Source organism: Citrobacter sp. RHBSTW-00986 (assembly GCF_013783065.1).
Taxonomy (GTDB): Bacteria; Pseudomonadota; Gammaproteobacteria; order Enterobacterales; family Enterobacteriaceae; genus Citrobacter; species Citrobacter braakii.
Genome location: NZ_CP056200.1, coordinates 2,409,911 through 2,433,455 on the forward strand (window position 1 = coordinate 2,409,911; position 23,545 = coordinate 2,433,455).

General features: G+C 53.0%; 19 protein-coding genes and 3 pseudogenes. 12 read left to right on the forward strand and 10 right to left on the reverse strand.

The window, feature by feature from the left end; genetic code table 11:
* Positions 1-17: 17 nt before the first annotated feature.
* Entirely contained in the window at positions 18-1,445 is a 1,428-nt protein-coding gene (gene patD, locus HV345_RS11860) for an aminobutyraldehyde dehydrogenase (protein ID WP_016156580.1), read from the forward strand.
* Between the two features lie 194 nt (positions 1,446-1,639).
* Here patD and HV345_RS11865 read toward each other — a convergent pair whose 3' ends face one another.
* Positions 1,640-2,767: a multidrug effflux MFS transporter gene (locus tag HV345_RS11865; protein WP_049271610.1), complete on the reverse strand. Its 1,128-nt coding sequence runs from the start codon at positions 2,765-2,767 to the stop codon at positions 1,640-1,642.
* 101 nt (positions 2,768-2,868) lie between these two features.
* On the opposite strand from HV345_RS11865, the gene HV345_RS11870 reads away from it, so the two are divergent.
* Positions 2,869-3,648, forward strand: a complete 780-nt coding sequence (locus HV345_RS11870; protein ID WP_181636666.1) for a helix-turn-helix domain-containing protein — start codon at positions 2,869-2,871, stop codon at positions 3,646-3,648.
* A gap of 119 nt (positions 3,649-3,767) precedes the next feature.
* On the opposite strand, the gene yncL is transcribed toward HV345_RS11870, so the two are convergent.
* Positions 3,768-3,863 (reverse strand): stress response membrane protein YncL, encoded by a 96-nt coding sequence (gene yncL / locus HV345_RS11875; protein WP_071524268.1) that lies wholly within the window; start codon positions 3,861-3,863, stop codon positions 3,768-3,770.
* A 192-nt stretch (positions 3,864-4,055) separates the two neighbouring features.
* Between yncL and HV345_RS11880 the strand changes: the two genes are divergently transcribed.
* Positions 4,056-4,229: a GhoT/OrtT family toxin gene (locus tag HV345_RS11880; RefSeq protein ID WP_016153148.1), complete on the forward strand. Its 174-nt coding sequence runs from the start codon at positions 4,056-4,058 to the stop codon at positions 4,227-4,229.
* Positions 4,230-4,248: 19 nt separating this feature from the next.
* Here HV345_RS11880 and HV345_RS11885 read toward each other — a convergent pair whose 3' ends face one another.
* From HV345_RS11885 to HV345_RS11895, 3 genes are read right to left on the reverse strand one after another with little or no spacing between them, the layout of a single operon-like run.
* On the reverse strand, positions 4,249-6,408 hold the full coding sequence (locus HV345_RS11885) for a virulence factor SrfC family protein (protein ID WP_181636667.1): 2,160 nt from the start codon (positions 6,406-6,408) through the stop codon (positions 4,249-4,251).
* Positions 6,405-9,386, reverse strand: coding sequence for a virulence factor SrfB (locus tag HV345_RS11890; RefSeq protein WP_181636668.1), 2,982 nt, complete (start codon positions 9,384-9,386; stop codon positions 6,405-6,407). Before HV345_RS11890 ends, HV345_RS11885 begins: the two co-directional genes overlap by 4 nt.
* A 4-nt stretch (positions 9,387-9,390) precedes the next feature.
* On the reverse strand, positions 9,391-10,698 hold the full coding sequence (locus HV345_RS11895; protein ID WP_103928220.1) for an SrfA family protein: 1,308 nt from the start codon (positions 10,696-10,698) through the stop codon (positions 9,391-9,393).
* A 282-nt stretch (positions 10,699-10,980) separates the two neighbouring features.
* Here HV345_RS11895 and HV345_RS11900 point away from each other — a divergent pair, with 282 nt between their 5' ends.
* Together HV345_RS11900 and HV345_RS11905 are read left to right on the forward strand one after the other, a co-directional pair.
* Complete coding sequence (locus HV345_RS11900; RefSeq protein WP_016156573.1) at positions 10,981-12,579, forward strand: ABC transporter substrate-binding protein; 1,599 nt, start codon at positions 10,981-10,983, stop codon at positions 12,577-12,579.
* A 17-nt stretch (positions 12,580-12,596) separates the two neighbouring features.
* Positions 12,597-12,830, forward strand: coding sequence for a YdcY family protein (locus HV345_RS11905; RefSeq protein WP_046275594.1), 234 nt, complete (start codon positions 12,597-12,599; stop codon positions 12,828-12,830).
* A gap of 66 nt (positions 12,831-12,896) precedes the next feature.
* On the opposite strand, the gene HV345_RS11910 is transcribed toward HV345_RS11905, so the two are convergent.
* Together HV345_RS11910 and mddA are read right to left on the reverse strand one after the other, a co-directional pair.
* Positions 12,897-13,346, reverse strand: a complete 450-nt coding sequence (locus HV345_RS11910; RefSeq protein WP_016156572.1) for a DMT family transporter — start codon at positions 13,344-13,346, stop codon at positions 12,897-12,899.
* Positions 13,343-13,861, reverse strand: a complete 519-nt coding sequence (gene mddA / locus HV345_RS11915) for an L-methionine sulfoximine/L-methionine sulfone acetyltransferase (protein ID WP_016156571.1) — start codon at positions 13,859-13,861, stop codon at positions 13,343-13,345. Before mddA ends, HV345_RS11910 begins: the two co-directional genes overlap by 4 nt.
* Before the next feature lie 37 nt (positions 13,862-13,898).
* On the opposite strand from mddA, the gene HV345_RS11920 reads away from it, so the two are divergent.
* Both HV345_RS11920 and HV345_RS11925 read left to right on the forward strand, forming a co-directional pair.
* The gene (locus HV345_RS11920) at positions 13,899-14,474 is read left to right on the forward strand and encodes an XRE family transcriptional regulator (RefSeq protein ID WP_181636669.1); all 576 of its coding nucleotides are present in this window, start codon (positions 13,899-13,901) and stop codon (positions 14,472-14,474) included.
* 58 nt (positions 14,475-14,532) lie between these two features.
* Positions 14,533-15,570 carry an NADP-dependent oxidoreductase gene (locus tag HV345_RS11925; protein ID WP_016156570.1) on the forward strand — a complete coding sequence of 346 codons (1,038 nt, stop codon included), beginning with the start codon at positions 14,533-14,535 and terminating at the stop codon, positions 15,568-15,570.
* A 30-nt stretch (positions 15,571-15,600) separates the two neighbouring features.
* Here the strand turns inward: HV345_RS11925 and pqqU are convergent, their stop codons facing one another.
* On the reverse strand, positions 15,601-17,721 hold the full coding sequence (pqqU, locus tag HV345_RS11930; RefSeq protein WP_181636671.1) for a TonB-dependent receptor PqqU: 2,121 nt from the start codon (positions 17,719-17,721) through the stop codon (positions 15,601-15,603).
* A gap of 259 nt (positions 17,722-17,980) precedes the next feature.
* Here pqqU and HV345_RS11935 point away from each other — a divergent pair, with 259 nt between their 5' ends.
* Positions 17,981-19,042 carry a YncE family protein gene (locus HV345_RS11935; RefSeq protein ID WP_181636672.1) on the forward strand — a complete coding sequence of 354 codons (1,062 nt, stop codon included), beginning with the start codon at positions 17,981-17,983 and terminating at the stop codon, positions 19,040-19,042.
* A gap of 136 nt (positions 19,043-19,178) precedes the next feature.
* Positions 19,179-19,400 (forward strand): YgdI/YgdR family lipoprotein, encoded by a 222-nt coding sequence (locus HV345_RS11940; RefSeq protein WP_003020157.1) that lies wholly within the window; start codon positions 19,179-19,181, stop codon positions 19,398-19,400.
* Between the two features lie 41 nt (positions 19,401-19,441).
* Here the strand turns inward: HV345_RS11940 and ansP are convergent, their stop codons facing one another.
* Complete coding sequence (ansP, locus tag HV345_RS11945; RefSeq protein WP_181636673.1) at positions 19,442-20,884, reverse strand: L-asparagine permease; 1,443 nt, start codon at positions 20,882-20,884, stop codon at positions 19,442-19,444.
* A 224-nt stretch (positions 20,885-21,108) separates the two neighbouring features.
* A pseudogene (locus HV345_RS11950) lies at positions 21,109-21,742 on the reverse strand (Tn3 family transposase); the annotation flags it as partial.
* A 69-nt stretch (positions 21,743-21,811) separates the two neighbouring features.
* Between HV345_RS11950 and HV345_RS11955 the strand changes: the two are divergent.
* From HV345_RS11955 to HV345_RS11965, 3 genes and pseudogenes are all read left to right on the forward strand, one after another.
* A pseudogene (locus HV345_RS11955) lies at positions 21,812-22,505 on the forward strand (hypothetical protein).
* A gap of 239 nt (positions 22,506-22,744) precedes the next feature.
* The gene (locus HV345_RS11960; protein WP_053389794.1) at positions 22,745-23,224 is read left to right on the forward strand and encodes a type VI secretion system tube protein TssD; all 480 of its coding nucleotides are present in this window, start codon (positions 22,745-22,747) and stop codon (positions 23,222-23,224) included.
* Between the two features lie 29 nt (positions 23,225-23,253).
* Positions 23,254-23,486, forward strand: a pseudogene (locus tag HV345_RS11965) (hypothetical protein).
* Positions 23,487-23,545: the final 59 nt, after the last annotated feature.

Genomic DNA, 23,545 nt, shown 5'->3' on the forward strand with positions numbered 1-23,545 from the left:
CGATATGGGAAATTGCTATGCAACATCAATTACTGATTAATGGCGAGCTGGTCAACGGTGAAGGTGAAAAGCAGCCAGTCTATAACCCTGCCACTGGAGAACGCATTCTGGAGATTGCCGAGGCGTCAGCCGGGCAGGTTGATGCGGCGGTACGTGCAGCAGACAGCGCATTTGCCACCTGGGGACAAACCACACCGAAAGTTCGTTCCGAACTGCTGCTGAAACTGGCGGATGCTATCGCCGATAACGCGCAAACCTTCGCTGAGCTGGAATCGCTTAACTGTGGTAAGCCGCTGCACTGTGTCCTTAACGATGAAATTCCGGCAATCGTCGACGTTTTCCGCTTCTTCGCCGGGGCTGCTCGTACTCTACAAGGGCAGGCGGCCGGAGAGTATCTGGAAGGGCATACGTCGATGATTCGTCGGGATCCGCTGGGCGTGGTGGCCTCTATCGCGCCGTGGAACTACCCGCTGATGATGGCGGCGTGGAAGCTGGCACCGGCGCTGGCGGCGGGTAACTGTGTGGTGATTAAACCGTCAGAAATTACCCCGCTAACGGCACTTAAACTGGCAGAATTTGCCAAAGATATTTATCCGCCTGGCGTTATCAACGTGTTGTTTGGCCGTGGCAAAACGGTGGGTGACCCGCTGACCGGTCATGAAAAAGTCCGGATGGTTTCCCTGACCGGCTCCATTGCGACCGGTGAACACATTATCCAGCACACCGCGCCTTCGATTAAGCGCACACATATGGAGCTGGGCGGCAAAGCCCCGGTCATCATTTTTGATGATGCTGATCTGGATGCTGTGGTGAGCGGCGTGCGAACCTTTGGGTATTACAACGCCGGGCAAGACTGTACCGCCGCTTGTCGAATCTATGCCCAGAAAGGCATTTATGACGCGTTGGTTGAGAAACTCGGTGCCGCGGTTGCCAGTCTGAAAATCGGTGCACCAAATGACGAATCGACGGAGCTGGGGCCGGTAAGCTCGCAGGCGCACCTCGATCGCGTGACTAAAGCGGTCGATGAAGCCAAAGCACTGGGGCATATCAAAGTCATCACCGGTGGTAAAAAAGTGGACGGCGCAGGCTACTACTTTGCTCCGACGCTACTGGCCGGGGCGAAGCAGGAAGATGCTATCGTGCAGCGGGAAGTTTTCGGTCCGGTGGTCAGCGTCACCGTATTTGAGGATGAAGATCAGGTGCTGGCGTGGGCTAACGATTCAAAATACGGCCTGGCATCCTCCGTCTGGACTCGGGATGTGGGGCGCGCGCATCGATTTAGCGCTCGCCTGCAGTATGGTTGCACCTGGGTCAATACCCACTTCACGCTGGTCAGCGAGATGCCGCACGGCGGACAAAAACAGTCTGGTTATGGCAAGGATATGTCGGTTTACGGGCTGGAAGATTACACGATTGTTCGCCATGTCATGATCAAGCATGAGTAATGTATTAAGCGCGAGCGATAAATGCGGCACGGATAGCTAAATACTGGCAAACGTGTGTCTATATTATTCGCGCCACTGGCCTCGTCGCCATCGGACGGCGGTAAGTTGGAAATATCCGCGAGGTCAGGCTATTAATACAACAAAGCCCCGGCTTATTAATGTCAGGGCTTTGTGCTTTCAGGAACCTCATCCGGTTATCCGCGGCGCAAGCTGCAAATCCAGGCGAGTAGCGCACAGACGCTCAGAACCAGCCCCAATTGTTGCACCATGCCTGCAGCCCCCAGCATCATTCCCAGCAACAGGTAATAGCTTAATCCGAATAATGCACCGGCGGCCCCGGCCTGTTCACGATAGTGGCGTAGGGCCTGACTCAGCACATTAGGGATCGCGATGCCATAGGCAATCACCGCGCCGAAAACCGGTATCAGAATCCACGCGGAGTGCTGTAACCACCACGCGGCGAGGCCTGACAATGCTGCCAGCGCACAGGCATAACGTACCCTCTGTTCCGACGTCAGGTCTGTCGTCAATAATCTCCGGTTCAGCAGGCTGCCCGACAGCGAAGCAAACGCAAGTAGTCCCCCCGTCCAGCCAAAGGCTCTGGAACTCCATCCCAATTGACCGAAAAGAAACGGAGCCAGGCTGTAATAGCTAAACAGCATGGTGTTCAGCAGCGCAACCAGCATGGTATTTTTCCACAGCTCGCGGTCACGCATCATGCGGGAGAGCAGTGCAGCAAGGCTGGGGCTGAGCGTATTTTCGGGCCGGGTTTCTGGCAGCATGGTCGCAGTCAGTAGTAGCAGTAGCAGCGCCAGCAGCACAAGGGCAATAAATACACCGGTATGACCATACAGGCTAACCAACCAACCTCCGCTTAGCAGGCCGAAAACGGGACTCAATGCCAGCGCAGCGCCCATCACGGAAAAGACGCGGGATAGCGCAGTTGATTCATAAGTGTCCCGTAACATGGTCTGTACCACCACTGACCCGGCAGCCGCGCCGATGGCTGAGATCATCCGCGCCAGCAGCAAAACGCTGAAGTCAGTGGCAACCACGGCCAGGGCACAACCTGACCCATAGCTGATAAGTCCTGCCAGCATCGCCCAACGTCGACCGATGCAGTCGCTCAGCCAACCCCACATCGCCACGCCGATGGCGAAGGCAATAAAATAAACGGAGAGTGTTTGCGCCGCGCGCTCACTGCTTACGTGATAAGACGTGGCGATTCCTGGCAATGCCGGGCTATAAATGGTTTCCACCAGTTGCGGAAACATAATCAGCAAAGTAAGAAGCCACAGCGGCGGGCGGCGAAGAGTGTTCATAGCAATATCCAGAGAGACAGAAAACTGGCGGGCATTATTGCTGAAAGGGAGGTGTCGCATTACCATTATCAAGACTTTAAATATCAAATATCGGACAGATAATGGAAATTGCCCCGGATGATGATTTCGATGCGGATAGCTTTGATAAACCGGTAATCGGGATTGCCTCCGAGATGGCCGTACACGATTCCGGCCGGCATAGCCATCTTCGTCATCAGCTACTTTTTTCGGCAGCGGGAAGCATTACGATTGAGCTGGAGCATGCCCTGTGTCTGCTACCGCCACGGCGCGCGGTCTGGATCCCGGCTGGTACGGTACATCGCGCCATAATGCGCGGGGTGATGGCTTATCGTTCGTTGTATTTTTCAACTACATTGCCGTTATCTAAGTTACCGCTGCAGATAGTCGACGTTAATCCTCTCTTTTTTGAAGTAATAGAACGTATGGCTTTCTGGCCGTGGGAAATGCCTGCCGCGCAGCAGGCCAGTCTTATCACCGTTTTCTGTGAGGAAATGCGGGCCGCCCGCAGTGAAAACTGGACGTTGCAGTTTCCCTCAGATCCACGGCTGAACGTGTGGCTTGAAGGAGTACGTATGGGCGAATTGCCACCACGACTAAATCAATTATCCCAACGGGTTGGGGCATGCGAGAGGACGATCAGTCGAATATTTACCAGGGATACCGGGATGAATTATCAGAGCTGGCGGCAGCAATTTAGACTATTAAAAGCCATGGAGATGCTGGCTGACGGGGGGCAGATCAGCCAGGTGGCGCAATATCTGGAATTTGTCAGTGACAGTGCTTTTATCGCTTTTTTCCATCAGCATACCGGCACAACACCGAGCCGTTATGCGGGCAATATAATGCCGCAGAAGGATTAGGGGTATTACATACTAAGGATAATTTACCGGGTGGCAGGAGAGTGGGAAAATCGTGTACTAATGGCAGAGAGAAGAGCCTCTCTGCCAGCGGACGCTGCAATTAATCAAGAAGAACGACATCAAGCAAACCAGCCAAACCTTGCGGAAATCAGACTGAAAAGTCCTACAGCAGCAAATATATTTATCAGCACCACAGTTTTACTGGAAACATTCATTTGTGCCACCTTTCGTTTTAACCCTTATGGGTATAGTACGGGTTATAACTATCCGCAATAGTACGGATTCTGAACATAATGAAAACGGCTTGTTTTACCGGCGTTTCTCTTAAAATAATTAATAAAACTTGATGTGGGTCATGAAAAAGAGCATATTGCGCGCGATTTTACCTTTCGGCCCGGATGCCTGACATGTCTCTGTACCAAAAAATGCTGGTTTTTTATGCGGTGATGGCCGCTATCACGGCAATCATCACCTGGTTTCTTTCCCGCGATAAAAAGCGGATTCGTTTTCTCAGCGCGGTATTAGTCGGGGCGACCTGGCCGATGAGTTTTCCCGTCGCGTTAATGTTTTCTCTCTTCTGATGACGGCGTAAACGCCGTTTCAGGAGGAAAGCAGGGCATCTAATCGTTTTTTGTCGGCTGCGCAAACATCCTGCGGATGCTGATATCCCACGTTTTCATTGGCGCGGGTATACAAAGCAACCAGCCAGTCGTAAACGTAACGGCTTGCGCCATGCGAAGGTTGTTCATCCAGTTTCGTCAACCGTAACATCGGCTGTTGCGCCGGGGCACTAAAAATAGCCGATCCTTTTTGGATCCTGCTGGCCGGACGCTGTTCCTCTGCCACGCTGGCAAATCCAAGCCAGGTAATAAAATCCCCAATATCGGCGTGAAGCTGCGCGGCGCAGACGTTTTCTCGCTGCATAATGCGCTGTAAGCGTTGCGGCATCTCCAGCCGATAGCTGGTGGTAACGAGGATATCAGCAACCTGCCTTAGCGTACGCGGCTCGAGACGTAAACGGCGCGCATTATTTTCATCGCGACACCACTGGCGCACGTGGTTAACCCACATTTTGTGCGCCTGATACCCGGCCTCTTTGCTTTCCGGCGAGTGCGGTGTGTCACGCACCTCGGCAAACAGGTCAATCTCTTCATTAAATAATCCGCTCACCTGTTCCTCGCGCGGCTGCTGAACACGCAGCAGCGACTCAAATAGGCGCATCGGCGGGAGCAAACCGTCCAGGAGTTCGCCATGCTTTGCCGCCTGGGCCTGGAGCTGGCGGATCACCGACTCATTGCTACCCGATTCGGTTTCAACGGGATTAATCCAGCCGATCAGGGTTTCGCGTACGCGCTGCTGGTGCTGCTCACGCAGGGAGGTCAATCTCGCCTGGCGTTGCTGGGGCGAGGTTGCCTGAGTCAGCCATTCGACGAGGCGTTGTAAGCTGTGTTTATCCAGCGCCTGCAGCGTGCCCCAGTGCAGTCCGGGCTTGCCCATTAATTGCTGCACAGATTCATCAAGATTTTGCTGAGTGCTAAACCGCGCATCCTGCGGAGTAATGGCCCAGACCACTCCCGGCAATGCGGCGTCATGTACGGGCTGAGTGTCGTTAACCCAGCCCAGTAGTTTGCGGGTGATGGCGGGCGTCTGGGAGCGGGTAGATACCGCATTACAGATTAAAAGTACATCCGGTTGCAGATGCTGGCGATAATGTTCCAGCATCCAGCCTAATTTGGCCTGCCACAATGGATGGGGATGAACATCCGGGGCGAGGGGAATATCCAGCAGATCGACATTCTCCAGTACCGCGTCTTCAACCGTCAGGACCAGCTCGCGCGTGAGCAGCGCCAGCGAAGCCTGAGAAAGGCTGACCGCATTGAGCAACTGATCATTTTCTATTGGATGAACCACCACATCGCTTTGCGCCTCATTCCCGTTCAATGCTACCTGAGTCAGGAAACTCTCTGCAGGTAAACCAAAATGGTCAACCAGCAGGCTCAGCGGAGCCGCGAGTTCTTGCGCGCTCCCGGTTTGTTGCAGCGTATGCGCCAGCGCCAACCACTGTTGCGTCAACTCTGGTTGTTCTCCCCACAGTAACGCCCAGGCGTTTGCCCGGGTAGTCAGATCCAGAGCGGGTAGCAGCGTGGCAAACTGATGCCATAGCGCGTCGTCAAATTGCTGCTGTCTGGCCGGTACGCAGGCGCGCCAGAAACGACCAATTGCCGCGACATCATGCGCGGTAATGCCCGGCACCGGATGACGCTGGCGCAACGTTTGCCATTTTTCCAGGCGCGCTTCAATAATCAATTTCTCGACCTGGCGGTTGTCCGCAAGCGCACAGAACTGGGTAATAAATAGCTGTACCAGTTCGGCTTCACTGAGTAGCCGCAGGCGCAACGGCCATTCACCATCGAGCGGATTTTCATCACGCGTAAAGCGGATCGCCATATTGGTTGGCGCATGACCAGGATTAATATGTGAAAAGTAATCAAAGCTGCGATCCGGGGTAACGATATTCACTTTGCCATTGGCGTTGCTGCACAATGCTGTGAGCAGGTGCGCTTTTGCCGATTGCGAATGTCCGTAAAGCCCAACGCATCCTCGCGATGAAAAGGTTGTCTTCAATGCAGACTCATTAACGGTGGCCAGGGTGAGCTGTGCCAACAGGGCATCCGCTTCATCATCAAGACGCGCCGCACGCTGACGGGTATCAGTTACCCACTCGATGGCGGCCTGCGCGGTGTTTAACATCTTACTCATTTCAGGTACACGCTCCCGCTATCAATCCAGTAATGGCTCCCGCTATGGCGTCGGTCTGCCAGCGTATTCAGTTTTAACGTTAAGGCATTGGCGGCAACGGGAGTGCCATCCTGTAACCACGCATCGCTCAGTACGAAAAATTCCGGGCCGCTTTCTTTGCTACCACCGCGTAGCTGCAGCCGTGCATTCAACACACCATCTCCGGCGATGGTTTTTGCCAGTTCGGCAGAATTTATGCTGAGCGTATACAGCGGTGTGGCAGGCCAACGGCTGTTGGCCAGTTGACGGAAACCTAATGTTACGTTGCCGCGCAATGGGAAGTGCAGGCGGGCATCCAGTTTCGCGCCGGGCTTATCCAGATCGATATCGTGATACCAGATGTTCTCATCACGCAGCGTATTGACCGTATTATCCAACACGCCGAGATAACGTACGGTCGAGTAAGCGCCGATATCGGCAGCTTTAAAGTTGAATCGCGGCAAGCGTAGATCCAGCGCCAGGCTACACAACATGGCACCAACTGCTGCGGTGGATTTGGGGTTACCAATCCGCCCTTGTTGGCTGAACGGATACCACTCATGTACGCGGTAGTTATCCATCCAGATCATACGATTAACCGGAACGGGCTGCAGATGGCGGATCAACGCCTGTACGCCAGGTAAACAGGCGGGTCTGCCGGTCACTAATAAAATATCGCAGCGATAGTGTGAAATGGCCTCACAGACCGCGTGCAGTGGGGAGGTCAGGGTAAACTGGCCCGCCAGTAACGCTTCTTGTAACTGCCTGAACTGCACCTGTAACGGCACGCTCAGCACATCAAACGCTGGCGATCCCGCAGGTAACGCATGATCGATAGCCTGCTGGATGTAATTCAGCACGTTGCGCGTTGGTTGCTGGCTCAGGAGTTCGCCAAAGGTGGCATGCAGACCCGCTACCGGATCGTTAATATCACTTTGTTCCCAGGCTGAAAGTACCGCATGACCGAGCGGCATAAAGAGTTGTAACGCCGTTTGTTGACGCAAAATCGCCTGGGTGTCGATGCGCCCGGAATCGCCAAATAGCGTAGCCAGCAATGCGGCGGCGTCGGTCACGCCAGCCTGTTGCAGGCGGGTTTGCAGCGCAGGCAACACGCAACGCTGAATCACGTCCAGCAGCATATCATCGCCCGCAACCTTAAAGCCTTCACGGAACAGCAGATGCGGGGTAATTTTGACGTTTGTACCCACGCCGTCATCAAGCTGGTAATGGACGACGGCCATATCCGTTGTTCCGCCGCCAATGTCGATCGATGCCACGCGCAGCGCACGACCTTTAGTCTCACCAGGCTCCGGCAGACGGTCCGGGCGGGCAAGGGCGTTAAAGAACGATTCGGTGTGACCATCGTAGTGAGAGATAGCTTCGTTATACAGCCACACCAGTTGCCCGCAGCTGGCCTCATCCCATTCCATCTGGATCTCAGGTACGGGAACCACGCTCTTTTCCTGCTGTTTACGGGTGGTGAAGTCTTCATCCTGCGGGTGCCAGCCCATCGCTTTCCAGACCAACGCAATAGCTTCAAACATGCGCAGGCGGAAAATCTCACGCTCCTGTTTGGGCATCGCCGACGGCAGGGTCAGGATCAGCGTACGCAACTGACGAGGAGATGCCGGGAATCCGAGGCGCAAACGCGTCGCCACGCTGTTAATTTGCCCCAGCGCCTGGGCCAGTATTTCGCACAACATATGCGTCATCAGCGTACTGCGGCTGTATTGCGGTGAGAATACCGGTAGACGATCATCCTGCGGCAGGCTGAACAGCGGTTGCCCGTCATCGTTCATCAGGTTCATCAGCGGGAAGGCGGTAGCCAGTGGTTCGCGCTGGGTTTTGCCATTCATCTGGCTAAAGCGCCAGTCATGTAACACCGGCGTTTCGTCCCACAGATAACGGCGCGGGCTGGAGATCCCACTGCTGCCTTCAGTGCCCATGCGCTGCATCGCCAGCTTTCGGGCTTCATCGCCAACGCGTACAATCGACGGCCAGATAAAGGCATCATCACGGCCGCTCTCCACGGAAAAGTGCTGCTTACCAAAACGCGCTTCGGAAAACTCCAGTCGGCTGGTGAACAACGGATCGTTGAGAAACTGTGGCTCGCTTAACGAACGCACCTGCAATTCGGCTGTCTGGCGCAGTCCGTCATTGGCATCCCCGTGATCTTCAATCAGGACGCCACAGGTATGGGTGTTACCGATATCCAGGATAAGATCAACGGGAATGGCGGGCGTGCTGAGGGTATGCGTGACCAGTTTCACTTCCGGAACGGAAAGCTGCTCGCCTAACAGGGTCAGCACATTCAGCCAGTGCGCCTGATATTCAAAGTTACGCAGCGCCTGCTGGATCTCTTGTTCTGAGCGGTTCTCATGCTGTGTGACATGATGCATAAAGGATTCGCGCAACCAGCCGTCAATCCAGGTCTGGTCGAGGAAATCGGCAATTTCGTTGTCATGCCAGGCCAGCGCAAATCGCGTACCGTTCAGCAGGTCATTTTCGTTGGGGGTTAACGCCGCAGGGGCATTTTCAGTGAGCTGGCTGTCCAGCGCCACGGTGACGCGGTGGGTGTTGCCCGCGCTGTCAGGTTGCGCCAGCTTTCGCACCTGTACGCGCGCCCAGTTATCCGGGCCTTCAACGAACGTACGCGGCGGATTAAAGCGCAGGAACGGCAGCGGCAGCCAGACACCGTCGAGCACGTCCAGCGAATAATGCAGCTTCTGGGTGCTTTCCGGCTTCACCACTTCGGGCTGACCGCCGGTGCTGCCTGGTAAGGTATAACGTCCGGTTGTCAGATCGAAATCCAGCCGCAGCAGGGGACCGTTTGCCGTTTTGCGCACAAAGCGGCCATGATGCGCAGATTCCTGCGGCGTCAGGCCAAAATCCAGAAATTGCACACCGCTATTGGCGATGAGCGTCACGCTCTGTTTGTAGTCACACAAATTCACCAACATAAAATCAGGCACCTATCTTTTTGATCGTCAGAGGGATTTCCGCGTGATCGTCATAACGTGCGGTACAGGCGGCGACGTCATTGGTTCCCGCTTTGCAGGTAATTTCCGGCATCGGATAACGTGACCCGTCCGTACAACGGGCATTCCCGCGACTCTTAATCATTAATTCACCTGACTGATGCAAACCGGAGAAAATCTCGGCACGACAAACAATATTGTCGCCATGAACCACGCGCGCAGTACCTTTATTGGCCTGGATCTGATAGCGCAGCGACGGCGCTTTACCGCTAACCGGATCTTTAACATCAACCATTACGCGCCAGTTACCGTTGAGAAAACGCGTCGTTCCTGCCTTCATCTGGTTGGCATCCATCACCAGCGCATCTTTCGGAATCGCGGCGATCACGACCGGTCCCTCGACAGGTTTTTCTTTTTTGGCGACCGGAACCACTTCAGCCCGATGCAGCGGCAGTGCAGATGTCAGTTCTGGCAGCGGTGCTATATCTGACTTAGCGACGTCTGCAGGGGGAACAGCGGGTACGGGCGGGGTGGGCTGTTGCTTCCACAGCAGCGGCCCAACCATGGCTGCAATGATCACCGCGGCAACGGGCAGGCTCCACAACGGCAGGCGGCGTGCGGGTTTCTTCTGTGCGAGCGGCGGCGAGACTTCCGGTTCGTTAACAACGACCGGGGGTTGTGGTTCAGGTTCAGCCGGTTTAGGTAGCTCAACGACTGGAGTCAACAAAGGCGCCTCGGCCTCGACGAAGGTGATTTGGGCAGTGATTTCTTCTTCCGGCTCAGGCTCCGCTACGGTGACGACCGGAGGAATATCGGCAAGGCGCAGGCAATCGAGCACATCGTCGCGAGGATTTTCATTCAGATTGACGAAACCCCAGAACGTAATAACGGGTTTACCTTCAACCAGAAACACGTGATTCTCACCAGGAAACTGGATGGCTTTTTCCAGCAGGGAGCCAAACAGTTGCAGGGAGGTTTTACCCGATTGCAGACTTTTACGGCTCAGCGCCGCCGCATTTTCCAGCGTGCTCCCCAGATAGCGCAGCGCACGAAAACGGGCCTCTTCATCAGCGGCTTTCCATGCAACAGCTTTCCCTTCAATCGGCGAATACCAGTCAACGCGATCGCCGTTGTCGTTAATTTGTGGGATCGCCAGACAATCCACCATCGCCTGCTGTTTACGCAGGCGAAGCGTTTCACGAATTTGCAATGCTGAATCAAACACGGCCTGACCACCGCCGCCCACGGCCTGATAGTCATCCAAATTGCCGCTGCGCAAGAGAGTTTTTGCCACGTTGTTACCCCTTAGACTTCTTCACGTATCTACTTTACGTTTTATAAAAACGAGCAAACGGTGGAAGAGAGGCAAAAAGGGGCGAATTTTCATGGCATAGAGTGCCGGGAAAAATCTTGACGTTTTGAAAAAGACTTAAGGGAAATTAATTCGCTTAGGGTGATGAATTATTCAGCGAAATACACCGAATTAGAATAACCTGATAGTGATTTGTTATTGGTCAGTTTTTGTCAGCTATGCTCTGATATCTCGGTTAATAATAAAATAAGAAGGCTTATAACCATGATTGCAAGGAAAACGTTACTCGCGCTGGCGCTCAGCGCCGTCTTACCATCAGGCGCGGCGTTCGCGGCCAATACCGACACTCTCATTTACTGCTCAGAAGCGTCGCCAGAGTCATTTAACCCGCAAATCGCCAGTTCCGGTCCATCGTTTGTGGCCAGCTCACAGGTGCTCTACAACCGACTCATCAACTTTGATCCGGTAAAAAATACGCCAGTTCCGTCTCTGGCAACGGACTGGACGATTTCGCCGGACGGTAAGACCTACACTTTTACCCTGCGTCAGGGCGTGAAATTCAACAGTAATAAATTCTTCAAACCAACCCGTGACTTCAACGCTGATGACGTGGTTTTCTCGGTATTACGACAGAAAGATGCCGATCATCCGTACCACAAAATTTCTCAGGGAAGCTACGAATACTTCAACGATGTCGGTCTGGATAAACTGATTAAAGAAGTGAAGAAGGTCGATGATTATCACGTTCAGTTTATCCTTAATGAACCTAATGCCGCGTTTCTTGCCGACTGGGGAATGGATTTTGCCTCCATCCTCTCTGCGGAATATGCCGACGTGATGCTGAAAAAAGGCACTCCGGAAAACGTCGATAACTGGCCAATTGGCACCGGGCCATACGTGTTGCAGCAGTACAAGCAGGATTCGCAAATCCGCTATCTCGCCAACCCGAACTACTGGGACGGCGCCGTCCCCACGAAGCACCTGATCTTCTCAATCACGCCAAACGTTCAGACCCGATTGGCGAAACTGCAAACCAATGAATGCCAGATAATTCCGGCACCTGCGCCCGTACAGTTTGACGAGATTAAGAAGAATAAAGATTTGACGCTGCATTCGGTTGAAGCGCTGAACGTCGGGTATCTGGCGTTTAATACCGAGAAAAAACCGTTTGATAACGTGCTGGTGCGTCAGGCGCTTAACTACGCGACAGACAAAAAGGCCATTATTAACGCCGTCTTTTTAGGTTCCGGTACGGTGGCAAAATCGCCAATTCCGCCGAATATGCTGGGTTTCAATAAAGATTTGCAGGATTACGCTTACGACCCGCAAAAAGCGAAAGATCTGCTGAAACAGGCGGGACTTGAAAACGGCTTTGAAGCGACGCTGTGGTCAATGCCGGTTCAGCGCCCATACAACCCGAACTCCCGACGGATTGCCGAGATGATCCAAAGCGACTGGGCGAAGGTTGGCGTGAAGGCGAAAATTGTGTCGTACGAGTGGGGCGAATATCTCTCCGGAATGCGTAAAGGTGAGCATGACACCGCGTTGTTCGGTTGGATGTCAGACAACGGCGATCCGGACAACTTCGCCGATGTACTGCTGGGCTGTGACAGCATTAAAACCGGATCTAACGCCGCGCGCTGGTGCGATAAAGAGTATAATTCGCTGGTTCAAAAGGCGAAACTGGTGAGTAAACCGGAAGAACGCGCCGCGCTTTACCAGCAGTCGCAAGAAATTTTCTACCAGCAGGCTCCGTGGATTGCGTTGGCAAACGGGAAAACGTTTTACGCGACGCGCAGCAACGTCAGCGGATACAGCGTTAGCCTGATGGGCAGCGATTTTTCAAAAGCAAAATTAAATTAATGAGTTAAGGAGAGGTTATGTCGCATCTGGATGAGGTCAGCGCACGTGTTGATGCCACCATTGAAGAGAGCGTCATTACGCATATGAATGAATTGCTGATTGAACTCAGCGATGATGTCGTGCTGAGCCGGGAAGAACGTTACACCCAGCAACAGCGTTTGCGTACGGCTATCGCACATCATGGCCGTCAGCATAAAGAGGATATGGAAACCCGTCGCGAACAGTTGACCAAAGGCGGCACAATCCTGTAATTCATTGTGGCCAGATGGCGAGGTAACACCTTATCCGGCCTGCATGTTCAGGCCGGATAAGCGCAATTAAAACGAACGTCTCGCCACCAGCCAGGCCCCAACAACCAGCAGCACCGCGCCGCAGACCGGCCCCACCAACGCCCGCAGCGGTACGCCATGACTGCGCAGAATATCCAGCACCAGTCCGCCGATTAACTGGCTGGCCACCAGCACCGCGATAGTGGTTGCAGCGCCCACATTTTGGTATCCACTGATGCTGGCAAAAACAAAGAACGATCCCAGCAAGCCAGGGATTAGCGTCCACCAGCGCACGCTGGAAACCAGTTCCCCAAACCCCGCCATACCTTGCTTAAACCACAGTATGCTGACAAACAGCACGATCCCGACCAGAGAGTTAAGTAACATGGCGATGAGGATCGTCGAGGACGTCTGCGTGATGCGTACCATCAAGGTATTTTGCACCACCAGACCAATACCTGCGGCAATCAGAAAGGAGAGGGTTAGCGTCTGGTTCATCTGCTGGCATCCGGTTCGCGGCGATCGTCTAACTGCAACTGCATAAAAGTCAGATCCAGCCAGCGCCCAAATTTCGTGCCAACCTGTGGCATTTGCGCGGTGGTTTTAAAACCCAGCGTACTGTGCAGATGCAGCGACGCCTGATTCTGAGACTCAATGCCCGCAACCATCACATGCTTGCCGCACGCGCGGGCTTCTTCTATTAACCTGCTGAGCAGCGCTCGTCCCAGGCCTTTACCCTGATGAGCAGGATGGACATATACCGAATGTTCAACGGTATGACGGAATCCATCAAAGTTACGCCAGTCGCCAAAGGAGGCGTACCCTGTAATCACGCCATTCTCTTCACTCACCAGCACCGGATAGCCCATCAACTGGCGGGCTTGATACCATGAGATACGGTTTTCGGCATCGACCGTTTGATCGTTCCAGATAGCCGCCGTATGCAGTACCGCGTGGTTGTAGATTTCTGCAATGGCGGCACAATCTTCTTTGCTGGCAAATCGAATGGACATGTTGAACCTCAGGGGTTGTTCACTATAGTATTACAATATGAATACTATTGAAGACAGCATAAATCAACGGATCGGTGCAAGAATTCGCATTGAGCGGGAGTCTCGCGGCTGGTCTCTGACGGAACTCGCTGAACGCGCAGGCGTGTCGCGGGCGATGATCCATAAAATAGAGCGCGGTGAGAGCAGCCCTACGGCCACGCTGCTGGGCAGGCTCTCCGGTGCCTTTAGTATCAGCATGTCTATGCTGATGGCGCGGGCCGAAATGCAGGAGGGCAAGCTGCTGCGCTTCGCTGATCAGCCTGTCTGGCACGACCCGCAAAGCCACTATCTGCGCCGCCACGTTTCACCGCGCAGCGATCTGCCTATTGATCTGGTACAGATAGAATTGCCCGCCGGAAGCGATATCCCGATGCCAGCCTCTTCCTACGTGCAGGCAAGACAACTTATCTGGCTACAGCAGGGGGAATTGGTCTTTGTGGAAGGGGACGTGCGTCATGAAATGCGGGCTGGCGATTGCCTGGAGCTTGGCCCGCCGAATGATTGTCGGTTTATTAATGAAACCGCACAACCCTGCGTTTACCTGGTTGTGCGGTTAAATCATGTCGTCAGCTAACTGGCGGACACAGGCTGCTACTATTGATGGAATCATGCTAAAAGCAGAGGAGCACATCATGGGTCAACAGACTAATCGCAATCGCCGCTGGGTACTGGCTTCCCGCCCGCATGGCGCGCCGGTCCCGGAAAACTTCCGTCTTGAAGACGATGAGGTGGCAACGCCGGGTGAAGGCCAGGTTTTGCTGCGCACCATTTTTCTTTCCCTCGATCCCTACATGCGTGGACGCATGAGCGATGAGCCGTCTTACTCCCCGCCGGTAGAGATTGGCGGCGTGATGGTTGGCGGGACCGTGAGTCGCGTGGTGTCCTCCAACCATCCTGATTACCAGCCTGGCGAGTGGGTGCTGAGCTACAGCGGCTGGCAGGACTATGACATCTCCGACGGTAACGGGCTGGTGAAACTTGGCGATAATCCCGAACATCCCTCCTGGGCGCTGGGAGTGATGGGGATGCCAGGGTTTACTGCTTATATGGGGCTGCTGGATATCGGTCAGCCAAAAGCGGGGGAAACGCTGGTTGTGGCCGCCGCCACCGGCCCGGTTGGCGCAACGGTAGGGCAGATTGGTAAGCTCAAAGGCTGCCGGGTGATCGGGGTTGCAGGCGGGGCAGAGAAATGCCGACATGCCACCGAGGTCTTGGGCTTTGATGTCTGCCTCGATCACCACGCACAAGATTTTGCGCAACAGCTGGCAAAAGCCTGTCCGCAGGGGATCGATATTTACTACGAAAACGTCGGCGGCAAGGTATTTGACGCCGTTTTGCCATTGCTCAATACCTCTGCGCGCATTCCGCTGTGCGGACTGGTCAGCGGTTACAACGCCACATCGCTTCCAGGCGGACCCGATAGATTACCTTTGCTGATGGCAACGCTGCTGAAAAAGCGAATTCGGATGCAGGGCTTTATCATTGGTCAGGATTATGGTCACCGCATTCAGGAGTTTCAGCGGGAGATGGGGCGCTGGGTTAAAGAGGGCAAAATCCATTACCGCGAACAAATCACCGACGGTCTGGAAAATGCGCCGCAGACCTTTATCGGCCTGCTGACCGGCAAAAACTTCGGTAAAGTGGTGATTCGTCTTGCAGACGATGCGTAAAACGGATGGCGGGAGTCATTCCCGCCAGTGTTACTCAAAACGCCAGGCCAGATTAATCCCTACGCCATAGTTTCGTCCTGGCGCCGGTTCGTAATATCGACCATTTGCCTCATTCACTATCACCGAACCGACGTAGGACTTATCAAACAGATTATCCACCCGACCGAACAGGTCGATCATCAGACTGCGGTAATAAAATTTATAGCCGGTATTTAAACCCACTACGGTATAGGACGGGGCTTGCGCCGTATTTTCATCATTTGCCATAATGTTGCTCATATAACGAACATCAGTTCCCGCATACCAACCTTCATCAGGCACGTAGCTCAGCGAAGCAAATCCCATGTTTTGCGCAATGCCAGGCAGGCGGTTGCCGTTGCAGTTTTGATCGCCACAGACGTTGCTGCGGTAGGTCGCATCCAGCCAGGTCCATGCAGCTTTTACGCGCCAGCTTGCGGCAAAGCGTTGGTCCCAGGATAACTCACCTCCCTGACGGCGGGTTTTTCCAGCATTTTTGTAGGTTGTCCGCCCGCCGCTACTGCTGTCAACCACGATCTCGTCATCGGTATCGGTCTGGAATAGCGCTGCGGTAAACAGCCCATCGCCGATACGCGTTTTACTGCCGATTTCCACGGTATCGTTTGTGGAAGGCTGTAGGTCAAAATTCATCCCACTTTGGCCGTCGGAGCGGTAAGACAACTCGTTGATGGTGGGCGTTTCGAACCCACGTCCCGCGGCCAGGTAGACGTTCCAGGCATCGGTGATGGCGTATTTTAACGATCCAGCAGGTAACCACTGGTGATAGCTGGCGTCACCGCTGTCATCTGCGTTACCAGGCGTAATATAGCGATCGTTAGAATCAAACCACACCGAACTGTAGCGAACCCCGGCATCCAGCGAGAGTTTCTGCGTTAATTGCCACTGGGTTTGCAGATAGGGATCGACATTCCACATCAGGTTACGTTCGTTACGTCGTAAGTCGCCTTTCTGACCATATTCTGGCACGCCATCATCAAGGCGAAAGTTGTTGTAGCCTTTACGGTTTTCGCTCATGTTTTCGTAATTCAGACCGGTGGTGAAGGTCACGGGTATACCCAGCTCGCCACGGTGAGTCCAGCGGTTGTCTATCCCCTGATAATGACGTTGCAGGGTAATAACGCCTCCGGCATGAGAGGGTTTTAACTGCGGGGCCATCGGGATTGACTGATACTGAGTGGTTTCACGCTCGCCCGCATAAGTCATGATGCTGATATCATCCTTCGCGCTAAGCTGGCGTTCATAGCGCAATCCTGCTTGGGTCTGCTTGATGGTTTTTCGCGTGTTGTATTGCTCAGCGCGGGGAGATTGCTGCGGATTGGCCTGCCACTCCGACTCGGTAAGACCACCAGGATCGTCAGCTTTACTCTCTACACTATTGAAAATCAGGGTTAGTTTGCTCGTATCGTCCATGCGCACGCCCAGTTTGGCATTGGCCAGATTTTTTTGGGCGCTGCTGCGATCGCGATAACCATGGGTAGTAAACCGGGTTGTTGAAACGGTGTAATCCACATCCCCTCGCTGTGTGCCATCGCCCAGTGCGCCCGTTGCTTTTAACCCGTAGCGCCAACTGCCAAAACTGCCGTAATAACTGCTGGCTTCAATGGTTGGCGGCTCATGTCCCGTTTCAGTACTGACATTCATCACTCCACCAGACGCATTGCCATACAGAGCAGAGAAGGGGCCGCGTAAAACCTCAATATTTTGTACGCTGCTGATATCAATGTTGGATGTTTGACCCTGCCCATCCGGCATGGTTGCCGGGATCCCGTCGACATACAAACGAATGCCGCGGATGCCATAAGTGGTTCGCGAACCAAATCCGCGAATCGACAACTGGAGATCCTGGGCGTAGTTCTGCCGATTTTGCACCTGCAGCCCAGGGACGCTGGTCAGGGATTCAGACAGATTAATTCGCGGCGTTGCCAGACGCATATCTTCTCCGTCAACGACGCTGACGGCGGCAGGGGTGTCCAGTTCAGAAACGGACTGTGGTGACGCGCTAACGATCAACGTTTGATCGTTTATCTCACTTTCTGCCACGGCATAAGGCGAGAGGAAGACAGGCAGTAAAGAAACAGGAAGTGCAGTGTAGCGGGCTGCAAAAATCGTCATGAACAAGGCCAGTTAATGATGCTTACGCCGTAACACCAGCGATAAGCGCGTGAATTTTTTATAAAAGATGAATTTTAGCGCTGCTGAATTGCGCTAATTTTTCGGGCAATGACAACGATTGTAGTCAATATGTGAAGAAGTGCTCCACTTTGAGATGAATAATGATTACTATTCTCATTCTTAAAAAAGGCAAAACCATGATTTTGCTCATTGAAGCTATGTGAAGCAGTAACAAACGAATTTATCAAAGGGAGTCGTCATGTCTTTACGTCATCTGTTTTCGCCGCGTCTGCGTGGTTCTTTACTGTTAGGTTCACTGCTCGTTGCATCATCTTTTACTACGCAGGCTGCAGAAGAACTGCTGCGCAAAGCCGTGGGTAAAGGCGCCTATGAAATGGCATACAGTCAGCAAGAGAACGCGCTGTGGCTGGCGACTTCGCAGAGCCGCAAACTGGATACCGGCGGGGTGGTTTACCGTCTTGACCCGGTCACCCTCGAAGTGACTCAGGTTATTCATAACGATCTCAAACCGTTTGGCGCCACCATCAACAACGCCACGCAAACGCTGTGGTTCGGCAACACGGTAAACAGCGCGGTGACGGCAATGGATGCCAAAACGGGCGCGGTGAAAGGACGTCTGGTGCTGGATGCGCGTAAGCGTTCTGAAGACGTTCGCCCGCTGCAGCCGCGTGAGCTGGTCGCCGATGACGCCACCAACACGGTATACATTAGCGGTATTGGTAAAGAGAGCGTGATTTGGGTGGTGGACGGTGATGCCATTAAATTGAAGGACACCATTCAAAATACCGGCAAAATGAGCACCGCTCTGGCTGTCGACAGCAAGGCTAAACGCCTGTACACCGCCAATGCGGACGGTGAATTCATCACCATCGATACCACCACCAACAAAATTCTCAGCCGTAAAAAGCTGCTGGATGATGGAAAAGAGCATTTCTTCATCAACCTGAGCCTGGACACGGCGGGCAACCGCGCCTTTGTCACCGACTCTAAAGCGGCGGAAGTGCTGGTAATCGACACCCGTAATGGCAACGTCCTGGCAAAAGTCGCCGCGCCGGAATCCCTGGCCGTGCTGTTTAACCCGGCGCGTAACGAGGCCTACGTGACCCATCGTCAGGCCGGCAAAGTGAGCGTGATCGACGCGAAAAGCTATAAAGTCGTTAAAACGTTCGAGACCCCAACATTCCCGAATAGCCTGGCGCTCTCCGTCGACGGTAAAACCCTGTACGTGAGCGTGAAACAGAAGTCCACCCGCGAGCAGGAAGCCACCCAGCCGGACGATGTTATTCGTATTGCGCTGTAATTAACCGGAGGGGGAAACCCCTCCTGTCACTTCTCTAAATCCCCCGATACGCCTCGTTACACCCCGCCAGTAGCCTGACCTACTTCAGGGACTTACACTACGCCCTCAACGGCTAACTGAATAACACGGGAATACCATGAAAAAGCCATTTATCTGTCTTTGTGCAGGCGTAATGCTGTTTACATTGGCAGGATGCACCACCGATTACGTCATGACGACCAAAAGCGGACAAACCATCACCACCCAGGGTAAGCCAAAACTGGATAAAGACACGGGAATGACCAGTTATACCGATCAGGATGGGAATGCGCGGGAAATTAACAGCAACGACGTAGCGCAGTTGATTGAAGCGAACTAAAAAAGAAGGCCTGAAGGATTAACCTGTCAGGCCTTCTGCCGTTATGGCGCGGTGCGGTGGATCTCTGCAACACGTTTACGCACGCCGAACCAGCCCGCGACCAGCAGGATGGCAATCAGCGGTAATGACGCGATGGTATAGGTGCCGTTTGGATAGTCAAACGCCATCAATACCAGTACGCTCAGCAGGAACAGCAGCGTTAACCACGAGGTAAACGGTGCGCCCGGCAGTTTAAAGCTGACGTCTGCCGTTTTACCTTCTTTTATGGCCCGGCGCAGACGCATCTGACAGACCATGATAAATCCCCATAACGCAATAATGCCCAGTGACGCGAAGTTCAACACGATCTCAAACACCTGTGACGGCACCAGATAGTTCAGGAATACCCCGACGACATACACGACCAGCGTGGCGAGGATCCCGGCCCAGGGCACCTGTTGACGGCTCATTTTAGCCATGAATTTCGGTGCCGAACCGCCCATCGACATGGAGCGTAAAATACGCCCGGTGCAGTACAACCCTGAGTTAAGGCTGGAAAGCGCCGCGGTGAGCACCACAATATTCATGATACTGCCAATGTACGGCACGCCCAGTTTGGAAAAGAAGGTCACAAACGGGCTTTGCCCCGTCTGATAGGCGTTCCAGGGCAGTAGCAGAACCAGCAGCACGACAGAACCCACATAGAACAGACCAATACGCCAGATAACGCTATTGATTGCTTTCGGCACCATCGTTTGCGGATCTTTGCACTCACCGGCTGCGGTACCCACCAGTTCAATAGAGGCAAAGGCGAAAACAACACCCTGTACCAGTACCAGCGCAGGCAGCAGGCCATGCGGGAAGAAGCCGCCGTTGTCGGTAATCAGGTGAAAACCCGTGGCGTTACCATCCAGCGGCTTTCCGGTACCTAAAAAAACGGTACCCACCACCAGGAAAATCACAATTGCCAGTACCTTAACCAGCGCAAACCAAAACTCCATCTCCGCGAACCACTTCACGCCGATCATGTTCATGGTGCCGACAATAGCCAGCGCGCCGAGGGCGAACACCCACTGCGGCACGTCGCCAAATGCGCCCCAGTAGTGCATATACAACGCCACCGCGGTGATATCGACAATGCCGGTCATCGCCCAGTTGATGAAGTACATCCAGCCAGCCACATAGGCGGCTTTCTCACCTAAAAATTCACGGGCGTAGGAAACGAAGCTACCGCTGGAAGGGCGATGTAAAACCAGTTCGCCGAGCGCGCGCAGTATAAAGAACGAAAAAATACCGCATACCAGATAGACCAGCGCCAAAGCCGGGCCGGCCATCTGCAGGCGTGCGCCTGCCCCTAAAAACAACCCGGTACCAATTGCGCCGCCAATGGCGATCATTTGTACCTGTCGATTGCCCATCGCTTTGTGATACCCCTCTTCGTGAGCATTCAACCAGCGTCGTTTCGCCGCATGTTGTTCCGCGGCTTGCGTGTTGTTTGTGTTCATTACGATTCCTGTTGACCTGACAAAAATACAACATCCTTTTTGCCGCACCTGCTGCGGCGAAAACAGCCTTACCCTTCATTGTGTTACGAGGGAAAACTGCCGGCCGAGCATCCTACATTCAATTGATTGGTTCCGCAAAGCCCCGGTAACAAGAATTCAGCATTTTTATGCAGCCGGTACTGGCGTGGTGTGGCCTCGATTCAGCCAATAAAAGAGAAGGGCGTTTATACCTGTAGAGGTTCTACGCCGGAACCGCCGAAACCCAGTTTAAGTCCGGCAACAAGAGTATCCAGATCGATAAGTTCATTGCTGCTCTGGAAGGTGTAATGCCCGTTCAGTAAAATGTGCTGTCAGGCCATCTGTGATATCCGGGCAGCGCCTCGACGCCTTTGGTATTATCTTCGGCTTCCAGTCTCTCCAGCAAACGTGACAGGAACACGGAGTTGTAATAAATGATCGCATTGGAGATCAATCGCCCACACTGGGTACTGATGTCCGTTTCAGTATCATTTTTCCCTGTTAACTCTTTCTTACCGCCGACTTTGGCGACTGATGCACGTAACTGGTGATAAGATTAAACGCGATTCTGGGAGCGACGGATATTGCGTTCCAACTTCGGGTCACGCAGATACTTCAGCGTGTAAATACTGCGAACCAGCCGATCGTATTCAAATATCGCCTGTCTTGTCGGGTTGGCCGTTGTATATGTACATAACTTGCGGATCAGCGTTCCCTGCGTCATTTCCTTCAGCCCCGGCGTGGCGACGATGCGATCAAGATTGCTTTTTTCGCGTGTGATAAGGTCCAGAACAATCTGCCCGCAGGCTGGATCAGGCATTTTTTATATGCTGACGAATCCTTTTATCGGACGCTTTCCCGAGAAAAGTAATGAAAAACTGGATGTAATGAAATTAGCATGGAGCGGTTATGTACAACAACAATGAAGTCATCAGTTACCTACAGGCTAACAGGATCCTTGCATTAAAGCTCGATCATGCAGTTTCTGCCGTCGGTCAGCAGGTTACAAATCAAGTTGAAACCTTGGGAAAGGGCGCTACCCGTCTGCTGTATTACACGTCCTGCTTTACCGATGAATATAATGATGTTTGCCAGCAGCAAAAAACGGAGGATCTGCGCATTCAGGAATGCTGTTATTCGCATTATCCAGCATGGTGACGTTGTCTATGAAATGCTTCGTGTCTACTTTGAAGAAGTATTCAAATACAAAACTAATGCCCAATTAGAGCATATAAAAAAAGCACTTATGGCTGTAAATGTTCATATCGCGGCCAGCACCCTTACCGGTGCGGGGTACGCTTTAGCGGTCGCTACCAGCGTCCGTATCGGATTGCATCTAAGTATGCAACTCAGTGCTCTTACGGGACGTGCAGCGGGTACGACTGCGGGGGTTGTGGCCACGTACGGCTTGGTTCAGAAAGCGGCGGATAGTGCTCGTCGTCTACACGTCCAGTATCCAGCTTATTACTCTGCACTTTACATGCAACAACTGGATATGATGTATTTCCTGATTGAACCGGTATTTGAGCGCGCGGGCGCAATTGAAGCGCAATGGTCATCTGATTCCGGTATAGCAAATATCATCACCCGGATGATCAGATAACCATGATTCGATCACTAAAGAAATTTCTACTGTGGCAGCTCAGGTTTTTATCATCGCTGTACGGACCTGTAATTTTTACGATTATTTTCGCATTGCTCCAGGGATATTTTTTCCCTGACAGCCCTGTCTGGCCTACAGGCGTATTCGCCATAGTTATGATTGTTATTTTCACGCGTTACTGTAAATGGTGACAGCGTTAATATCACAGTTACTTAAATCATCACTGATAAGGAAATTATATGTCTACTCCCGCTCATTTATGGCTTGAAGATGAAAATGGAGCGCCGATTGTTGGCAGTTGTTTAATGCCCCTGCGTTTGGGTTCCATCGAATTAAAATCATTTTCGCACGGAGTAACCATTCCAGTAGACCCCAATTGGGGCAAACTTACAGGGACGCGCGTTCATAGCCCGATCACGATAGTGAAGGAATTTGATCAGACAACACCGCTCCTGTACCGCGCTGTCTGTGAAGGCCGAACCATGAAGAAGGCGACAATCAAGATGTACCGTATCCTGGAATCGGGCATCGAGGCGGAGTATTTCAATATCATTCTGGAAAACGTCAAGTTCACAACGGTTGCGCCATACCTGTCACCTAACGGTATGAGTAGTACTCACCTTGAAACGCTCGAGTTGCGTTATGAGGCGATTACCTGGAAGTATACGGAGGGTAATATTATCTATCGAGACTCATGGAACGATCGTTGTTGTGCCTGATGACGAGGGGCACCAAAGGAGGAAAGAAAATGGTCGACTTAACTTCTGAACAACGGCAGTTGGCGAAGATAGTTCATGATAATGATGATGCTCAATTATTGCGGGCTGTTATGACTATATGGATGCCTTTAAACGGGGGATGGACAGCGCTTCAAAAGTCCAGATGCCTGCAATACCCTGGATATTTCGCTTTGCAAAATGGATGGAAAGGCTGGCTCAGGGCATTGCTGATGGAGTCATTGAGGTACCGAAAGATCACTAAAAGCAACGGACCGGAAATTTCGGCGGTTCCGGCGTAGAGCCCCATGTAGAGGAGTGCGC

Bases quoted from the DNA above. Each gene is read 5' to 3' on its own strand.
- mddA (WP_016156571.1), bottom strand. From the start codon at position 13,861: ATGTCCATTCGATTTGCCAGCAAAGAAGATTGTGCCGCCATTGCAGAA.
- pqqU (WP_181636671.1), bottom strand. From the start codon at position 17,721: ATGACGATTTTTGCAGCCCGCTACACTGCACTTCCTGTTTCTTTACTG.
- HV345_RS11870 (WP_181636666.1), top strand. From the start codon at position 2,869: ATGGAAATTGCCCCGGATGATGATTTCGATGCGGATAGCTTTGATAAA.
- HV345_RS11960 (WP_053389794.1), top strand. From the start codon at position 22,745: ATGTCTACTCCCGCTCATTTATGGCTTGAAGATGAAAATGGAGCGCCG.
- HV345_RS11890 (WP_181636668.1), bottom strand. From the start codon at position 9,386: ATGTTGGTGAATTTGTGTGACTACAAACAGAGCGTGACGCTCATCGCC.
- yncL (WP_071524268.1), bottom strand. From the start codon at position 3,863: ATGAATGTTTCCAGTAAAACTGTGGTGCTGATAAATATATTTGCTGCT.
- HV345_RS11940 (WP_003020157.1), top strand. From the start codon at position 19,179: ATGAAAAAGCCATTTATCTGTCTTTGTGCAGGCGTAATGCTGTTTACA.
- HV345_RS11900 (WP_016156573.1), top strand. From the start codon at position 10,981: ATGATTGCAAGGAAAACGTTACTCGCGCTGGCGCTCAGCGCCGTCTTA.
- HV345_RS11880 (WP_016153148.1), top strand. From the start codon at position 4,056: ATGTCTCTGTACCAAAAAATGCTGGTTTTTTATGCGGTGATGGCCGCT.
- HV345_RS11910 (WP_016156572.1), bottom strand. From the start codon at position 13,346: ATGAACCAGACGCTAACCCTCTCCTTTCTGATTGCCGCAGGTATTGGT.
- ansP (WP_181636673.1), bottom strand. From the start codon at position 20,884: ATGAACACAAACAACACGCAAGCCGCGGAACAACATGCGGCGAAACGA.
- patD (WP_016156580.1), top strand. From the start codon at position 18: ATGCAACATCAATTACTGATTAATGGCGAGCTGGTCAACGGTGAAGGT.
- HV345_RS11905 (WP_046275594.1), top strand. From the start codon at position 12,597: ATGTCGCATCTGGATGAGGTCAGCGCACGTGTTGATGCCACCATTGAA.
- HV345_RS11920 (WP_181636669.1), top strand. From the start codon at position 13,899: ATGAATACTATTGAAGACAGCATAAATCAACGGATCGGTGCAAGAATT.
- HV345_RS11885 (WP_181636667.1), bottom strand. From the start codon at position 6,408: ATGAGTAAGATGTTAAACACCGCGCAGGCCGCCATCGAGTGGGTAACT.
- HV345_RS11865 (WP_049271610.1), bottom strand. From the start codon at position 2,767: ATGAACACTCTTCGCCGCCCGCCGCTGTGGCTTCTTACTTTGCTGATT.
- HV345_RS11935 (WP_181636672.1), top strand. From the start codon at position 17,981: ATGTCTTTACGTCATCTGTTTTCGCCGCGTCTGCGTGGTTCTTTACTG.
- HV345_RS11925 (WP_016156570.1), top strand. From the start codon at position 14,533: ATGGGTCAACAGACTAATCGCAATCGCCGCTGGGTACTGGCTTCCCGC.